Source organism: Stutzerimonas stutzeri, assembly GCF_000952685.1.
GTDB classification, from domain to species: Bacteria; Pseudomonadota; Gammaproteobacteria; order Pseudomonadales; family Pseudomonadaceae; genus Stutzerimonas; species Stutzerimonas stutzeri_E.
Window position 1 is genome coordinate 1 of sequence record NZ_JYHV01000002.1, and the last position, 15,598, is coordinate 15,598.

General features: G+C 58.3%; 10 protein-coding genes and 1 pseudogene. All 11 read right to left on the reverse strand.

Annotated features, from left to right (window positions below; genetic code table 11):
* Nucleotides 1–314: 314 nt before the first annotated feature.
* Nucleotides 315–611: pseudogene (locus UF78_RS22490) on the reverse strand (Mks condensin complex protein MksF); the annotation flags it as partial.
* A gap of 78 nt (nt 612–689) precedes the next feature.
* Nucleotides 690–1,856, reverse strand: coding sequence for a catalase family protein (locus UF78_RS00395; protein WP_045160041.1), 1,167 nt, complete (start codon nt 1,854–1,856; stop codon nt 690–692).
* Nucleotides 1,857–1,877: 21 nt separating this feature from the next.
* The gene (locus tag UF78_RS00400; RefSeq protein ID WP_045160042.1) at nt 1,878–3,749 is read right to left on the reverse strand and encodes a di-heme-cytochrome C peroxidase; all 1,872 of its coding nucleotides are present in this window, start codon (nt 3,747–3,749) and stop codon (nt 1,878–1,880) included.
* Between the two features lie 168 nt (nt 3,750–3,917).
* Entirely contained in the window at nt 3,918–4,688 is a 771-nt protein-coding gene (locus UF78_RS00405) for a hypothetical protein (protein WP_045160043.1), read from the reverse strand.
* The gene (locus UF78_RS00410) at nt 4,685–5,188 is read right to left on the reverse strand and encodes a hypothetical protein (protein ID WP_052679260.1); all 504 of its coding nucleotides are present in this window, start codon (nt 5,186–5,188) and stop codon (nt 4,685–4,687) included. Before UF78_RS00410 ends, UF78_RS00405 begins: the two co-directional genes overlap by 4 nt.
* Before the next feature lie 248 nt (nt 5,189–5,436).
* Nucleotides 5,437–5,802 (reverse strand): hypothetical protein, encoded by a 366-nt coding sequence (locus UF78_RS00415; protein WP_045160044.1) that lies wholly within the window; start codon nt 5,800–5,802, stop codon nt 5,437–5,439.
* Complete coding sequence (locus tag UF78_RS00420; protein ID WP_045160045.1) at nt 5,792–8,158, reverse strand: hypothetical protein; 2,367 nt, start codon at nt 8,156–8,158, stop codon at nt 5,792–5,794. The genes UF78_RS00415 and UF78_RS00420 overlap by 11 nt, the downstream gene beginning before the upstream one ends.
* A 56-nt stretch (nt 8,159–8,214) precedes the next feature.
* Entirely contained in the window at nt 8,215–10,314 is a 2,100-nt protein-coding gene (gene tssI, locus UF78_RS00425; protein ID WP_045160046.1) for a type VI secretion system tip protein TssI/VgrG, read from the reverse strand.
* A gap of 21 nt (nt 10,315–10,335) precedes the next feature.
* Nucleotides 10,336–11,319, reverse strand: a complete 984-nt coding sequence (locus UF78_RS00430; RefSeq protein ID WP_196298622.1) for a serine/threonine-protein kinase — start codon at nt 11,317–11,319, stop codon at nt 10,336–10,338.
* The gene (locus UF78_RS00435) at nt 11,316–12,053 is read right to left on the reverse strand and encodes a PP2C family protein-serine/threonine phosphatase (RefSeq protein ID WP_045160047.1); all 738 of its coding nucleotides are present in this window, start codon (nt 12,051–12,053) and stop codon (nt 11,316–11,318) included. Before UF78_RS00435 ends, UF78_RS00430 begins: the two co-directional genes overlap by 4 nt.
* A complete protein-coding gene (gene tssM, locus UF78_RS00440; protein ID WP_045160048.1) occupies nt 12,053–15,592 on the reverse strand; it encodes a type VI secretion system membrane subunit TssM in 3,540 nt (1,179 codons plus the stop codon). Before tssM ends, UF78_RS00435 begins: the two co-directional genes overlap by 1 nt.
* Nucleotides 15,593–15,598 lie beyond the last annotated feature (6 nt).

Here is a 15,598-nt window from a genome sequence, read left to right on the forward strand (position 1 = left end):
TCCGGGCAGGCTGGCTGCGATAGCAGCAAGCCGCTCATGCATCGAGCTATCTGGCTCTGTGAATCACCAATGCCGAGGAACTGGCAGGCTAGAAGAAGCGGCTGTTGAGATAGACGCGCTCGACGACAATCGATGCGTGGCGGAGCGACGATCAATGCGGATCGTCACACCGTTTGGGAGGAGACTCATGGCTACGGGCAAACCGCACTCTTACGTATGAGATAGCTTTGGACTAGAGGCGATAGAAAAGGCCGTTTCGGCTGGCGCCAGCCTGCGCCACCGGCAGCAGACTGGTCAGCTCTCGACCACCGCGTTCAGCTAACCGGCTCGACCTCTTTCACGGCTTTTGGATCAGAGGCGGCGATCGATGCCTCAGCCTGATCACGGCGCTTAATGAATTTCCAATCCGCTTCGTCGATATAGATTCCGGCCGGGCCGCTACCGCCTTCCAGGTCGATAGCTACATGTGCCGACACCTGCGGCTTCACCGAGGCCAGAATCGGCACGAAGCCGAGTTGCAGGCTGGTTTCGATGAGTGCCTGCTGGTTTACGCTCGTCAATGTTAGCCGCTTCGTCCAGATAATGGGGAGTCGGATACGGCCCACCTGCTTTTCAAGTGCTTACGAGCAAAGCTGAACCGTAAAACGGTCTCGCAGATTCTTGAGTTCAAGCAGCCTTGAGAAAGCGCGTCAACGCGGCGTTTCCTGGTTAGCACCTAGCTGGGCAAAACCATTTCGCTCTGCTCGGTAAGCACTGATCGTCTCATAGACCGTCTTCCTCAGTCGGTTGATGCCACCTATCGGCCGGTGCGCCGGCAGAGCATGCCAAGGGTTGAACGAAAGATTGTCGCAGGCAAGGTTCTGTTCGGGGTTGTCAAAGTCCTGCGCAGGGAGGCGGATATCGGCAACCGTTTCGAACGGAGAAACTGAATCGTCCCATTCGATACTGGTGTCCTCAATCGGCATGTAATGGTCTGCGTTCTGCCGCTGAACCTGAAGCTGAAAACAGGCTGGCGCGCGGTCCAGCGACAATTGCTGGTAGAGCGCACTGCGCAGGAAGTTCGGTAGATCGCGGTTCTGCTCTGGCAGACGGTAGTCCGGGCAATGCTCGGGGGTGGGGATTACGCGGTACTTGATGTTGTGCGGGCCGAGCTTGTATGGCGCCACTGAACTGTAGGTGGTCGCGACTGGACTCTCGGGTGCCGGTGCGAGTGTCTCCAACGCGATATAAAGGTGGCGTAGTTCCCAGCTGCGTGGGTCGGCACTCGGAAAGAAGGCCAACAATTTTTTGCCTTCGGCTTGAGCTGCAAAGTTGCTGCGATATTCTGCGACGTCGCGTACGAAGAACACCGGATTGTTGAACATCACGAAGTCCTGCTCCCCGGCATGGTGCGGGTCGCGGGTGAGCTTATCGCCTGGCACATCGAGCAGTTTGATAGCCATACCGCGGGCGTCCTTGATCCGGTCGAATTGAGGATAAGCGTTGCCGTTGGAGAGCCGCACCCAGGCCTGCCAGGTTTTGCCTGGCTCCGCGAATACACCCTGGCGCAGCGCGCTCTCCAAATCTTCACGTACCCTCACCTCGGCCTTAACGCAGCCATGCGCTTTGGCGTGTGCGTCACGAAGCACGCGAGTGTTGTCTCGATGCTGCTCGATTACCGCGATAGCGTTCTCGATGATCGCCTGCGTGTCGGAGGCTTCGTCGGGCGCGACCATCTCTTCGGTCGGAACTGGACCGCTGTATTTGAAATGGTAAAAGACAAAGCTGATTGCCCAGACGGTCACGCCGAGCGCGATCAAAGCGACCAGCAGTCGGCTGAGCAGGCGCCCGAGCCAGAGCCAGAACCGTGTAAACATGTGTAACTCCTTATGTGCTGATCAGCGGCAGGCCGGGCCAGGATTGTAACGGCGGGGTGGAATGTCGCTCAGCAGAGGCTCGAAGCGCGGATCACCATATACCTTGAGGTATTCCACCAGAGCCCAGCGTTCGTGCGGCTCAAGGGCACGACCAATCACGCCGTTGCCGCGGCATCCAGCACGAAATTCATGACCGCGATTGCTATTGCCGGTGATCGAGGTGTCCAGCAGGAACCCGCCCTCGAAGCGCTCGGTGCGGATGCCGACATGCCGCGGGTCATATTCTCGGCTACCGGTCCAGAAGGTTTTTTGCCGCTCGGCGACGGGCGACAACAGCTGGAACAGGGTTGGCACGGAGCCGTTGTGTAGAAAAGGAGGCGTCGCCCAGATGCCGTCTAGCGGGCGCGCCTTATAACCGCGGACTTCCTGCACCCCGATCGGCAGCCCGAAGCCATCGAATTCGGCCCGCTCTTCCGGCGTGATGCCCGCGTCGCGATATGCGCGGTCGCTGACGTAAGCAGTGATATAGGCCAGTCCCTTAGCGCTAGAAACCTTCCTCAGGTCCAGTTCGCCTGCCGATTTACCGAACAGACGGACGTCCAGCCGATTCAGCTCCTCCTGCTTCCAGCCCAAACGGGTGAGATCGAAGCGATTGTCGGCAATGTTGTCGGCTGTGGTCGGGTCGGTACCAACGAAAGAGGTCGCAACGACTGGCATGCGCCACTCCGGCTCACGGCTTGGAGCAAAGCGCTTGTCGGCCGGTTTGGGCTTGGCGTCGTGACAGTGCGCGCAGTTTTCCCAGTACAGCGCGCGTCCCTGGCTCGCCTGCTGGAGATCGACCTGGCCCAGCACCTCTTCAGGCCAGCGTGGCGGGGTCAGCTGCATCAGGGTCGTTTCAAGCCTATGCAGGTCTCGTACACGCACGCCGGACGCATAACGCTCGGCCTCGGGAACCGGTTGGCCATCTTCGTGCAGCAATTGCAGTCGCGCACCCACGCCCAGTGCCTCGCCAATGTTGCGCGCCATAGGCTGCATGGCCGAGCCGTTCCACTGAACCCAGTCGAACTTCCAGATATCCCAGAGTTGCGGATAGCTAACCGGGGCGTTGGCGACGCGGTAGTTGACCGGGTCAATGGCGTCACCGAAGGTTGTGTTGGCGATGCGCCCGAAGGCATCGGTGCGGCCGAAGCCTTCCTCGGTCGGGTAGAGTCCACGATGCCAGTCGTTGTAGGCCGTGCCGAGCAGCCGATTGAGCACCTGCTTGAAATCCCGGCGCAGCTGGCTACGATCACGCTCGTAGTTCTCACCCAGCACCTCATGAGCGAAACGGCGGAACTTGAGCGGATTGTAGTAGGTAAATGCCATGCTCATGCCGAGCGCCTGGCCAAAGGACCCGCCGCGCAAAGTCGGTACGGTCGACGCCAGTGAGTGCATCGCCGCGCCGCCGTCGATGCGTATGGCCTGACCATTGTAGCGCAGCTCGCCGGTGTGGCACGCCGCACAGCTGACGTCCAGGTAGGCTCTTCCTGTCTCGTCATCTTCATGTCGGGCAAAGCCGACCGGAAGATTGCCAGGGTTCAGTGCAGTGGCCTTCTGTGTGGGATCGATCAGAAATCCGAAGCGGGCCAGGTAGTCGGGTGCCGCGAATTTGGCTCTACTGAGCGGTAGCTCCAGCGCTCCGAACCAGTCGTATTCCAGGCCTTTAACCTGGGTGCCTTGTGGCGTGTAGTAATAGGTTTGCCGGTCTGCCTCGCTCCATTGGTCGAGGTAGCGAAGCACCTTGGGCGCCTCATAGTCAGGCAGGTTGGGATAGGCCACGAAATACAACCCAGCCCCGACCACCAGCGCAGCCAGCAACAAAACAGCCAACAGGACACGTCGCACTAGTCGCATTGGTACATCCTTGTAACGGTAATGGCGAATGCGCGTTTATGGCAGGGTTAAAGAGCGATGGCAATATGGCGCTTTCTGTTTTGGTTTACACAGCTTGTCACGATGAAGACAGGAACGGATTTTGTTGTTCTTCTCTACTCTTTCGTCTTTTTCTCCGCGTTTCGAAGATCATTTTCGGTTGGCGTCAATGGCTAGCGACAGGTCCGTAGCTGTCAGGCGTTCCAGTGCATGTGTGACAGGGTCCGTCTCCATATCCACCGCAAGGAGGGTCGTACCGTCAGCGTCATAGACCAAATAAGCATTGCCGTTGGTTATTTCATGGGTCTTTTCATCTACCTTAGCTATGGTTTTCGGGGTTGCAGACATTAGCTCCTCGACCGAGCTGTAGCGCAATGCCAAATCAATCTCGCCCAGTCTATCGAGAGGGGCATCGACCTCTTGAGAAGGCTCCGCCATCACGGACTGCAAAGATACTGAATTGGATGCTCTGATCCACCTGTCCGAGTAGGTGAAAATCAGGTCTTGATACTGGCTCGAAAGTGGCTTCTGAATATTGCATACAGCCTTGCGAATGGATACGCCATTCTGCCCATTGCGGATGTTACCGTACACGCAGTCAATAAGCGGGACTTTGTCCTTAAGGGTGAGCGTATAAAATACTTCGAAAAGAGTGTTTGATCCGGCGTTTTCGTAGCTAAGCGCCGGGCCACCGTTGAACGAGGACAGAGCTCTGGAAACTTGCCCTGTATAACCAACTATATCGGTGAATATCTTGGTTTCCTTTCCCCAGCTGATCGTTAACGCACCGGTATTCATGTTTGCTTTATAGACAATCTTCGGCGATGCATTGCTATCTATTATCACTGTATATGGATCTGCATGTGTAGCGGTAGCCAGCGAAAGCGAAACCAATAGCGTGGAATATCGTGTGTATCTCATGGCGCGAAGATTTCCTTGGCCGAGGATGTTTTTCTTAGAATGATTTCAAATTTTTGTGCATAACCGGCAATGAGCTGGTGCTGATCGGTTCCGTTAATAACTCTGCGGGCTTCGGCATAGTCCACGCCAGCAGCATTAATGTACTGGCTTAGTTTCCAACCTGTAAAAACTCCTTCCTGCATTCCCCAAATCATAATTGGCACGGAATGCTCGGGCTGCGCGGCTTTTTCAGGTTGGGTCACGAAATCGACGCCAAGATGCTCCTCCGCCTTGCGGTAATTATTCTTCCAAGTAAGGTGGACGAGGCCTCGCCCTCGGTATTTATAACCGTCACCCGACAATATGTTCCCATTTGCTATGGCTCGATCTCGATGTTCTTGGGTGCTGGCTAGCATCGGGTCATATTTGTTGAAGTAGGCAAAGCTGCCTACTTCGGGCTTGGAACTAAAAAACTCACCAGTGGGGAAATAGTAGGCCTCATGCCGGGCTGTCGCAAGCATGTACGCCAGCTCGAAGAGGTTTGCTTTTCCAGGAAAGCTATGGAGTAGGAAATTCTTGACGAAGGATATTTGACTTAGGCGCAGATATATTTAAGTAATGTTCAGTGGATATCTTTGCTTCCGAAGCTCTAGAAGAGCTTTCTAAATCATGCCAATTTTATCGTGGTGACTAGAATCGACTGACAAGTGATGGCTTTCGCTCGTTTCATTATGGGTTGATGTTTTAACATGGCACGTGCATTCCGCAATCAGATAGTGGAGTTAAAATACGCCTCTTTTTCCTTGTATCGTTTTATCATGCAGTCGAGTTTATTAGCTTGCTCTGCTCGAGTTCCAATGCTTTCGAGAGCTTCGGCTCGGCAAGTCTTTTCGATAAAATCATCCCATACTTTAAATGCTTCTTCCAATCTCTTTACCTGCTCTTCATGATTGGTTGGAGAGGTCGATGCAAATTCGACTACTTCTTTGTATGCGTGTTCGGCTAGGTCTTTTTGTGCTTCTAGTTCCATCCGGAGCTGTTTTTCTGTTTCTTGTTGCTGTGCTATTTCCGTCTCAAGGCCAGCATGGGCCAAGGCGGTGAAGAAGAAAGCTGTAAATATTGCTTTACCAATCATTCGTATACTCTTTCCGTCTGTTGAATCTGTCTGGCGGCACATTGTGTGTCGATACCCAGAATGCTTGGTCTTGCATTGCTTGTTTGAGGTTAGGAAAATCATTTTTATAACATAGCTCCTGAATTTTTTCTCTTGTAGCTGGCTTGTAATCGCCTCGATATCTCAAATCAATCATAAGATCTTTTATCTTCTCATCAATTGCGTTCCACGCTTCTTCGCCTCGTCCGGACATGGTGGGGAAATATCTGTTAAGAGTGGTGCTCGCGGTGCTGATGCGCTTCACATCAGCCTCCATTAGATGATATGTAAACAGAAATAGCTGGTGTTGTTGTTTTCTAGTAATCGTAAGTTTGCGCAACTCTTCAGGTGCGGCTGACAAGTAACTGCATGCCTCTACTTGTGTTTTGCCTTGTCCAGCCACAAGCCAAGATAAGAATGGTTCTTCAATCCCCGCACTCTCAAGATCGGCTTTTACATTAGGTTGTTGACCTATATCGTAGCCGCGGCCGAGGGTTACGCCGGAGTTTCCTACAGGAGGCCAATGAGCCACTCGGCTAAAATAAATTGAACTTGGGTTGTCGTTGCCTTCGACGTCGAAAGTTAGTTGTCCTTGCGGAACTTTTAGCCATTTCAAATCATTCTCGTCTTCGAGAATATAAAGGTTGCCAATTAAGCCTGACGGCTGAAAATGCCAAGCCTTCCCATCCCCACCGAGCCCATGCTTTTCGGCTACATCGCTCCACCAGCTCAGCTTCTCAATCCGCCGTTTTTCCGCTTCCCAAATAAAATTCGGTTTTCCAGGTTCCTCCTCCAGTAACGGGTCCAGTTCATTCCATTTACTCCTGTTCCAGAACCATTCGCTTTGATATCTGGTGATCATTTGGCCGAGCAGTTGCGCCTGCCAAGGCTTCGTAAGGGCAGCACGGATTTCCGTGCTGGTCAGAATTCCGTCCTTATCTGTGTCGACGATGTCGTGCAGCCGAGCCAGCGTCAGGATGGGACCGCCGTCTGCCTTGTTGATCTGGGCGTGATAGTTTTGCTGTTCCTCCGTATTTAGCAGGCGGCGGGCATCGAGACTATAGGCAAGCTTTTCGACGGGCGTCCCGGTTTCCTCGACGCATTGGAAGCCCTCCCACTCCCAGGGACTGTGGCGGGTAGTGATCAATTCCTGTTCGGCCAGCCAGCCGTCGATGGGATTCCCGTTGACGTCAGCGAACAGGCTGTCCAGTCGCCACCAGCAGGTCGTGTCGCCATCGTCCGCGGTCTTGACCTGGATCTTGCTCGAAGCCGGTAGTCCGTCCAGCAGCGCTTGCGGAATGATCAGGTCGACACCGATCTGAGAGCCTTCGTCGCTGAGCCTGGGTGGACTATCAGCGCTGATGTCGTCCCGGTGCTTGATCAGCTTGCTTGCGCCTTTGTAGACCTTGAGCAGGGTTTTCTGGTCGTCGGGTAGGCGGCCCGCCCAGGCGCGACTCTGAGTGAGGAACGCGGGCACATCGTCGCAGCTGAAGAGCTCGATATGGACCATATGCTGGGCGGCGCTGTCGTGGTTCTGGTACAGGCCCGGATGACCAATCAGAGCACCGGCCTTGATTGGCCGCCCGCTGTCGAGGACGACGACCTTGTCGTATTCCGCTGGTTCGCTGTGCGGTTTGAGCAGCTTGGTGAGTACGTAGCCAGGCAGTTGCCCGTTTTCATTGGTCGCCATGACGGGTTGCGCCGTTCCGCTGATCAGGCTGACCAGCTTGCTGAATTCGCCTTGCGTTTCGCCAATGGCAACTTCGGCTCCCCTGGACAGCTCGGAAAGCTTGGCGGCGTTCTTGCTCGGACCCGCACGGACGCTCAAACCTTGATTCTGCGTGTTGACGGTATAGCTTCTCGTTTCCCAGAAGGCGGGGCGCGGCAGGTCTGGCTGCGCCTGGTAGCCCGGCCAGTCCAGCAAGTGCATATACAAGCTGTAGAGGGTCAGGTTTGGAGGGATACTCCGATCATCGATGCGGCCGTCGGCATTGCGTAGTGGTGGTGCCTGTAGGCTGTGCTTGACCAGAACGAACCCCGGCGAAAACGGCGCGCGTTTGATCAGCGGGATCTCGTCCGTAAACTCGCTGACGGGGTAGTGCTCGTCGATGCGATAGGCGATCACCTCTCCATCAGCGATGCAGCGCACGCTCGATTGATCGAACTCGGCTGCAGTGCCGTCGTCGAAATGCACGCCGCCATGCCATAGGCCATTCTCGCCGGTCGGGTAGTAGCCTCCCTTGGCTGACGCCATAAGGGTAAGTAGCTGCAGCGGATTGCTGGTTGCGTCCCTGCTGGGGAACGGGTAGCTCCAATTGATCGGTTTGTTTTCGGCCATGTTCGTACATTGCTCCTTGCCTATGAGCACGCCTGGCGGCTTGCCCTATCCTTTTCTTAACCCGAAAAGTTAAGCGAGCGCTTGCGTTTGGTGGTCAAGTTGCCTGCCTCACCTAGCTGCGCCTGCTCCAACAAACTCCCCGCCTTGTCGCGATCCGCCATCCCCGGCAGCACCGGCGGCTTGATCTTTATCCCAGTCCCTTTGCCCGGCGCGCCACCGGCATTTATCTTGACCAATGGACCGCTGACGGTGATGCCGCCGGGGTCGAGCCTGATGAAGCTGCCGCCAGCGTGGAGGGTGAGTTCGATGCCGGCTTCGATGACCATTTTCTGGCCGGACTTGAGGTGTATCTCGCGGCCGGCTTTGGTCAGTTGGGCGGTGCCGAGCTTGATATGTTGGTTCTGCCCGACCGCGAGATGGTCGTCGGGTTTGATTTCCACCTTGCGCTCGGTTCTGACGATCAGGTGTTCTTCGGCGTGCAGCTCGGTGTAACTGTTCTTTTCTACACTGTCGTGGCGTTCGTTTCCGACGCGGATTTTCTGGTCGTGCTCGACGTTTTCGTCCCAGTCGCGCTGGGCGTGGATGTAAATCTGTTCGGCACCTTTGCGGTCCTCGATGCGCAGCTCGTTGTAGCCGCCACCGCCCGGTGAGCTCAGTGTCTTGAAAACGCTCCGGGTCTTGTTCGCCGGCAGGTCGTAGGGGACCTGGTGTTCGGCGTGGTAGAGGCAGCCTGTGACCAAGGGTTGATCGGGGTCGGCCTCCAGAAAGGTAACCAGTACTTCCATGCCGACGCGCGGGATGGCGATACCGCCGTAGCCGTCTCCGGCCCAGCTGTTGGCGACGCGTAGCCAGCAGCTGGTCTTGTCGTCCGCTTGGCCTTCGCGGTCCCAAAAAAATTGGGCCTTGATTCGACCGTACTCATCGCAGTGGATCTCCTCTCCGGCGGGGCCGGTGACGACTGCGGTCTGGGCGCCGAGTAAGCGGGGTTTTGGGTAGTCCAAAGCGGGCCGGAACGGAACATCCCATGGGGTTGCGAAAAAGCGGTTGCGATAGCCTTGAGTGAAGCGATCTTCCGTAGAACTCAGTCCTTCTTCCGGTTGAGTTGTGCGGGCGCGCCCGTGCCCGCGCTGACTTGAGTTATTGGCAATCGACTCCTCCAACACCTGCGGCTGTTTACCTTCGTGAAACACCTCAGTCAGCAGCCAGAGGTCGTTCCATTCCCGTCGAGGGTGGTCGGAAATTTCCAACAGATGACCGCTGACCAGCGTGGGCTGGTCGCTTCGGCCTTCAGCCCGCCGATAATCGGAACGGTGGCGTTCTAAGGCACGCTGAGATAGATGCTTGCCGCGGGCGCGCTCGGTGAAGCGCCCCGGGTAGTCGTAATCTTCTAGGTCAGATCCTGATGCGCTCTGCTGTTCGGAGCCCTTGTGGCCGGCTTCCATCACCAGACGCGGCTGCTCGAAGTCGTAGTCGCGCCGGCTGACGCGGTTGGTACGGGTCTCCAGGCGGACGGCAAAGCGCTTGATCACTGGCTCGTCGGGGACCAGCCCGCTGTCCTGGAGGTATGCAGTCGGTTGGCCGAGTTTGGGAAAGCTCGTCTGGTCGTCCCCAAACACCAGCACGTGGCCTCGTTCGCTGTGCTCGAAGTGATAGTGGATACCTTCCTCTTCGCACAGGCGCTGGATGAAGTGCAGGTCCGTCTCGTCATACTGCGTGCAATAGTCACGTTCGGGATAGACCACAGGACCGAGTTGAAAACGATAGGCGTCAGCCTGAATGCCGTGACCCTCAAGCACCTGGGCGATGATTTGCGGTACGGCCAGGTGCTGAAAGATGCGCTGATCGGTACGGTGGGCGAGGTACGCCAGTTGCGGAACGATAGTTACTTGGTAGCGGGTTAGGCGCTTGCCGGACTCGCCCTGTGCGACGCGATGAATCAATCCGTGAATGCCATTGCCGGCCGGAGAGAGCGACAGGAATGCTGGCTTGTGCAGCAGGCTCTGCAGGTCGAGATCGGGATGCTCGCCGACAAGCTCCAGGTCGAATCGGTAGGGCTGGCTGATGGCCTCGCGACCGGTGAAAGCGAGTACCTGTAGGTCGTGCTCGACGCCTTCGATGGTGAGGCTGAAGTGGGTGTCGTTAGCCGCGTTGAACATGGCGCTTCCTTGTTTCCTATGTCATCCATGGGGGCGCCCGAACCAGCGCTGCAGGCGGCTAGGTGCGGGGCGACGGAAAATTTCCAGTAGTTGAGTCAAGCTCGCCGTGCGGTCAGGGATATTGAACGCCAGCGCCGAACGCAGTACTGGCCAGCCATGCATCAGATTTGGTGGGCACCGCAGCTCTTTCTCCAGGGCCATAGCTTTGGCCTGCTTGGCACTCAGCCGGCGGAACGGGTGCTGGCCGCTCGCAAGTTCGAATAGCAGGCACGCAAGCGCGTAGATGTCGCTGACTGAGGAAGGCTCGGCGCCTTCCAGCAGTTCTGGAGCCGCGTAGCGGGTCGTCCAGGCCTTAAAACGATTACGAGAGAGGCGTGGTAGCTTCTTGAGAACCTCCTCGAGTGGCTGGCCGAGGCCGTAGTCGAACAAGCGCAACCCGTCCTCGGCAAGCATTACGTTGCTTGGTTTGATATCGCCGTGGATCACGCCGTGGCTATGGGAGTAGGCCAACGCTTCGATCAGCGGCAGGGCGATTTCGCGCAGCTCGTCCCAGGCGAGGCCACCAGGGCGCTCGCTGAGCAATTGGTCGAGGGTCGGACCCTTGAGCAATTCAAGGGTGATAAAAGCTCTCTGGCTGGCTGTGTCCACATCGAAGCCGAACAGCCGTACGACATGGCGATGGCTAAGCCGTGCGGTCAGGGCGAACTCGGTATAAAGCAGCGCATGGGCGTCGGGGTACTCGGCGAACTCATCGTTCAGGGTTTTGAGCGCAATGTAGGGCTCCGGGTCGCCGAACTGTTCACGTAGCAGGTCCCGGGCGCGGTAGACGGCTCCCATGCCGCCCACGCCGAGCAGTCGTTCAATTCGGTAGCGACCGCCTAATACCTGCGGCAACTCGTTGGTATGGGTGGCCGACGACGTCGGAGTGCCAGGCATGGCAGCCGTGGAGGCGAAGGCGAAGTAGGTCAGGTCCGAAGCCGGCTCGGCCCCTATGGGCTCGTTCATCGGCGTACCACCACGGCGCTGAGGTTGTCCCGCGCCGGACCGTCCATGGCCAGGTCGAACAGCCGTTGCAGCGCAAGCGCCGGCGACGGCGAATTGAGCGCTGCACCCAGTGCGTCCGGCGATAGAGTCTGGTAGAGGCCATCGCTGCACAGCAGCAGGGCGTCGCCTGGATAGACATCGAACTCAAGAATGTCCAGCACCAGATGCTCGCTGGCACCGACAGCGCGAGTGAGCGCATGCGCAGCGGGGCGGCGTGCAGCCTCCTGCGGGCTTAGGTTTTGTTCGTCGATCAGTTGTTGCAGCAGTGAGTGGTCGCGCGAAAGCTGATACAGGCGACCGCCACGCCAGAGGTAGCAGCGGCTGTCGCCGGCCCAGACGCAGGCGGCGCGATTATTCTCCATCAGCAGTGCGACCACGGTGCTGCCAATCACCGGGTCTGGACGATCAGCGGTGACGGTCAACTCCTGCCCGAGCCGGTGGTTCAGGTCATGCAGGCAGCGCCGCAGGTTGGCCAACCGTTCGGTCAGGCTACCTTTCGGTAAGTCGGCCAGTTGCTCAACGATCAAGCGGCTGGCCAATGCACCGTTGTGATGGCCACCCATGCCATCGGCGACCGCCCACAAGCCTTGCTCAGGGAGGTCGAGGAAGGCGTCTTCATTACGCGTGCGAACCTTGCCGGTGTCGGTTCGCGCGGCGCTACGCCAGCCATGGGCGGGGCTTGCGGTGCTCGTCATCACAGGGTCGCCGGTAGCTTGAAGTCGCGCAGCAAGGCGATGTCGAACGGGTTCGGCGAGCGCTGGCTGTGCAGCAGGTAATTGGCGTGACGGCCGGCCAGATTCGCTTTGAGCATCAAAACGTCACGGCCGCTGTGGTAGTCCACCTGCATCAGGTCCAGCAGGCGGAACAGCGACCAGGGACCGGTGTTCTTCTCAATGCCGACACGGTGTCCACCGAGCTCTTCGACAACCAGGCTGGTGCGGCCGTCTTCGGCGTCGGCAGGCCAGCTGAAGGCTGTCTGCACGATCGGGCCGTGGCGGTATTCCATCTGCTGATTGCCGAAGCGGAAGTCGGCGCGGCCCAGGCTCGAATCCAGCGAATAGGGCTCAAGTTTGAAGCGGATCTGCGGCTCGTTCGGGTTCTCGGCGAAGAAGCTGCGACGGATCGTTTGTGCGTGGCTCATCTGGGCCAGGAACTCGCGCGACAGAGGTAAGCCACGGCCATCGACACGACGCAGCTGATACTGGCCAGCGCTGCCGCTCACAAAGGCCTTGAGGTATCGATCGAAGAAGCTTTCGGCCACGCCCTGTGTCTTGAAGAACTCGCGGAAGTCAGCGATGGCAACATCGCTTTCGCTATGGGCGCTGAACGGATAGCGCTGGCGCAGCGATCCTTTGTAAAACGCGTACAGCTCGCTTTGGTAGCGCTGGTTGAGGTAGTGGTAGGCGTCGTTCAGCACCAGCGTCCAGCTGTCTTCAGCGAGCAGGCCGAACCAGTTGCCGATCGGTTGCGGCAAACGGGCTGCGCTGGCGCGTAACTGGTTGATCGCATCTCGCTGGCCGCCCATGCGTGCTTTGGCGAGTTCGAACGCGGCCTGATCAGGCGTGCTGGCGTGGGCCAGACCCGCCAGTTGCAATTGCAGCGCATCGAGAGCCTGCAGCGTCGGGACCAGTTCGGCGCTCGCGCCCGAATTCTCGTCGAGCAGACGATGTAGGGGTTCGAAGCGGCGCTCCAAGGTTTTGCGCGCGGTGTCCGGAAGATTCTTGGCCAATACCACCTGAGCCTGCTCGGCAGCGGCCGATGCCAGCATGGCGGCTTTGCCCAGCTTGCCCTTGGCGCCCTTGAGCGCATCGCCAGCGTCTGCAGCATCGTCAGCGGCGTCAGCCACCCCCGCGAAGTGGGTGTTGTCGCGTATTTCGACGAGTAATTGCAACAGCGGCGAATTGGCTGCGCTCAGCCCGCTGAGCAATACCGCGCCCTGACCAGCACCTGCCATCGGCTCCAGCGTCAGTTGTGCGACTGCTTCGCTCCAATAGTTGGCATAATCGCGGAAATAGAGCTGTTCCATCTCCACCATGAGGTGGCTCAGGTCCTTAAGGCTCAGGCTGTCGCCCCCTCCGAGTACCCAGTTGTCACGCAGAATTTCGCGCACCAGATCGCTGCCCTGGGCGACGTAAAACTTCTGATAGCCATTCTGGGTATAGAGGCCGGGAATGGCATAGTCGCTGCCGTTGAATAGGGCGCCCTGAGGGCCGAGGCGTTGGCTGAAGCGATAGTCCGGAAGGCTGCGGGCTTGGTCGCGCAGCATCCGGTAGACGACGTTGGCCAGCGATTCGCTGCGTAGCACTTGGCGCGCTTCGGCGACCAGCTGGTCGTTGAGCGGGTAGGCCGTGAAGCTTTCGTCGAGCAGCCGCTCGAAGTGCGTAAGCAGGCCATTTTGCGCCACGGCATTCCCGGCATAGCGCAGTGACCAGTCCGCTGCTAGCCACTCCTTGAGGAAGCCGTTTTCGCGCCGTTGCTCCAGGTTGAGCATGAGGTAGGCACGCAGACTGCCCAGCAGGCGCTCGCGGTCGGTGAGGTTAGCGCGGATCTGCGCTTCGAGCTGGCGTGCTACGCGCGGCAGCAGCAAGTCTTCCAGTTCGCGCCGGTAGGCCTGATGCAGGGTCGGATCTACCCGTTCGCCCTGGTAGAGCCCGGCACGCTGCAGGTAGGCCACCTCGGCTTTATTCGGGAACACCTGTGTGGCCGCGTAGCTGGTATCCAATGCCTTGAGTGTGCGCAATGCATCGTCCTGAGCAGAGATGGCTTGATGCTCACGGCCCAGATGCTCGGCGAGGCTGCGTAGTTGCTCGAGACGCTGGTGGTTGTTGGAAAAGCCGTTGGCCCACAGCGCGCCGAACAGCGCCAGGCACGCGAAGCTCGTGGCATAAAGAGCGCGCTGTCCCCAGTCGATACGGCGTAGTTCCTTCTGGTCCAGCCCGGCAAGATCGGCTTCGGGGAAAATCACACGGCTGAGCAGGTGGTTGATAAAGCGCGCTCGGCCGCTGCGGTAGGTAGGCAGGGCGCTGCTCGACAGCCCGATGTTGCGACCGATTCCACTGGTGAGCGGATCGAGTCCGTTTTGTAATTGCGGTGCGCTGGTCAGGTAGAAACCGCGCAACTGACTGGCACGCTGGTAGCGGTTGCCGGAGAATGCCAGCTCGACGAACAGGCACAAACGCTCGCCGATCTGGCCAAGCTGGTGAGGGAAGTCGAGGATGCGCCCGCGGCGCTGGGTATCGCGCTCCTGGTGCATGCGTAGAATGATCTGGCTGTTGAGCCGGCGCAGCAGTTCCTCGAATTCGCCCCGAACCACGTTGACGTCGGTGCCGTCCTGTTCCTTTCGGAAGCTGGTCCCCAGCACTTGATCGCTTTCCTCTCGCGAGAGCTGATCGAAGAACTCGTCGAAGCCAAGCACCTTGTCCGCTTTGCTCAAGACCAGATAGATAGGCACGTCGGCACCGAGGCGCTGGCGGATCTCATGCAGGCGCTGGCGGCTTTGGCGCGCCAGGGTCTCGAGTTCCAGTTCGTTCGACTGGAGCAGCTGCTCGACCGGAATATTGACCAGCACACCGTTGAGCGGACGCGCACGGCGGCGGCGCAACAGGCCAAGTAACGTATCCCAGGCTTTGCTGTCCACGGGGGCGTCGGGCTGGGTCAGGTAGCGGCCGGCGGTGTCGATCAGCACCGCATGATCGGCGAAATACCAGTCAGCGTAGCGGGTGCCCGAGACATCCTTGGTCAGGCGCTGGTTTTCGCCACGGTTGAGGGGAAAGTCCAGGCCGGAGAAGTCGAGCATCGAGGTCTTGCCGCTGCCTTGCGGGCCGAGCAACAGGTACCAGGGCAGATCATTGCGCCATTTTTCGCTGCGCCCGCGATACAGGCTCGAACCCTTTAACGTGCGCATAGCGTCGCGGTAACGCTGGCGTAGGATGCCTTGCTCTTCGCTAACCAAACCTTCGCAGCGCAGGCGCTCCTGGGCCTGTTCGTCGCTGGCTTCGGCCTGCTTGCGGCGGGTAGTGCGCCAGCTGGTGAAGACAATGAACAGCCCCCAGGCCAGGCACAGACCGGCGATGGTCAGCAGGCGGCTGGTCGAGGACTCCCAGACCTTGTAATCGTCAACTGCGAGCAGCGGGCCGACGAACCACACCAGCAGGATCAGCACCAGCAGGACACATAGGCTCCATACCCAGGTCTTGCGGAAAAACGCGGCAAGCTTGCCGAAAAAAACCTTCATGGCATT

Bases quoted from the DNA above. Each gene is read 5' to 3' on its own strand.
- UF78_RS00395 (WP_045160041.1), bottom strand. From the start codon at position 1,856: ATGTTTACACGGTTCTGGCTCTGGCTCGGGCGCCTGCTCAGCCGACTG.
- UF78_RS00400 (WP_045160042.1), bottom strand. From the start codon at position 3,749: ATGCGACTAGTGCGACGTGTCCTGTTGGCTGTTTTGTTGCTGGCTGCG.
- UF78_RS00405 (WP_045160043.1), bottom strand. From the start codon at position 4,688: ATGAGATACACACGATATTCCACGCTATTGGTTTCGCTTTCGCTGGCT.
- UF78_RS00410 (WP_052679260.1), bottom strand. From the start codon at position 5,188: ATGCTTGCGACAGCCCGGCATGAGGCCTACTATTTCCCCACTGGTGAG.
- UF78_RS00415 (WP_045160044.1), bottom strand. From the start codon at position 5,802: ATGATTGGTAAAGCAATATTTACAGCTTTCTTCTTCACCGCCTTGGCC.
- UF78_RS00420 (WP_045160045.1), bottom strand. From the start codon at position 8,158: ATGGCCGAAAACAAACCGATCAATTGGAGCTACCCGTTCCCCAGCAGG.
- tssI (WP_045160046.1), bottom strand. From the start codon at position 10,314: ATGTTCAACGCGGCTAACGACACCCACTTCAGCCTCACCATCGAAGGC.
- UF78_RS00430 (WP_196298622.1), bottom strand. From the start codon at position 11,319: ATGAACGAGCCCATAGGGGCCGAGCCGGCTTCGGACCTGACCTACTTC.
- UF78_RS00435 (WP_045160047.1), bottom strand. From the start codon at position 12,053: ATGACGAGCACCGCAAGCCCCGCCCATGGCTGGCGTAGCGCCGCGCGA.
- tssM (WP_045160048.1), bottom strand. From the start codon at position 15,592: ATGAAGGTTTTTTTCGGCAAGCTTGCCGCGTTTTTCCGCAAGACCTGG.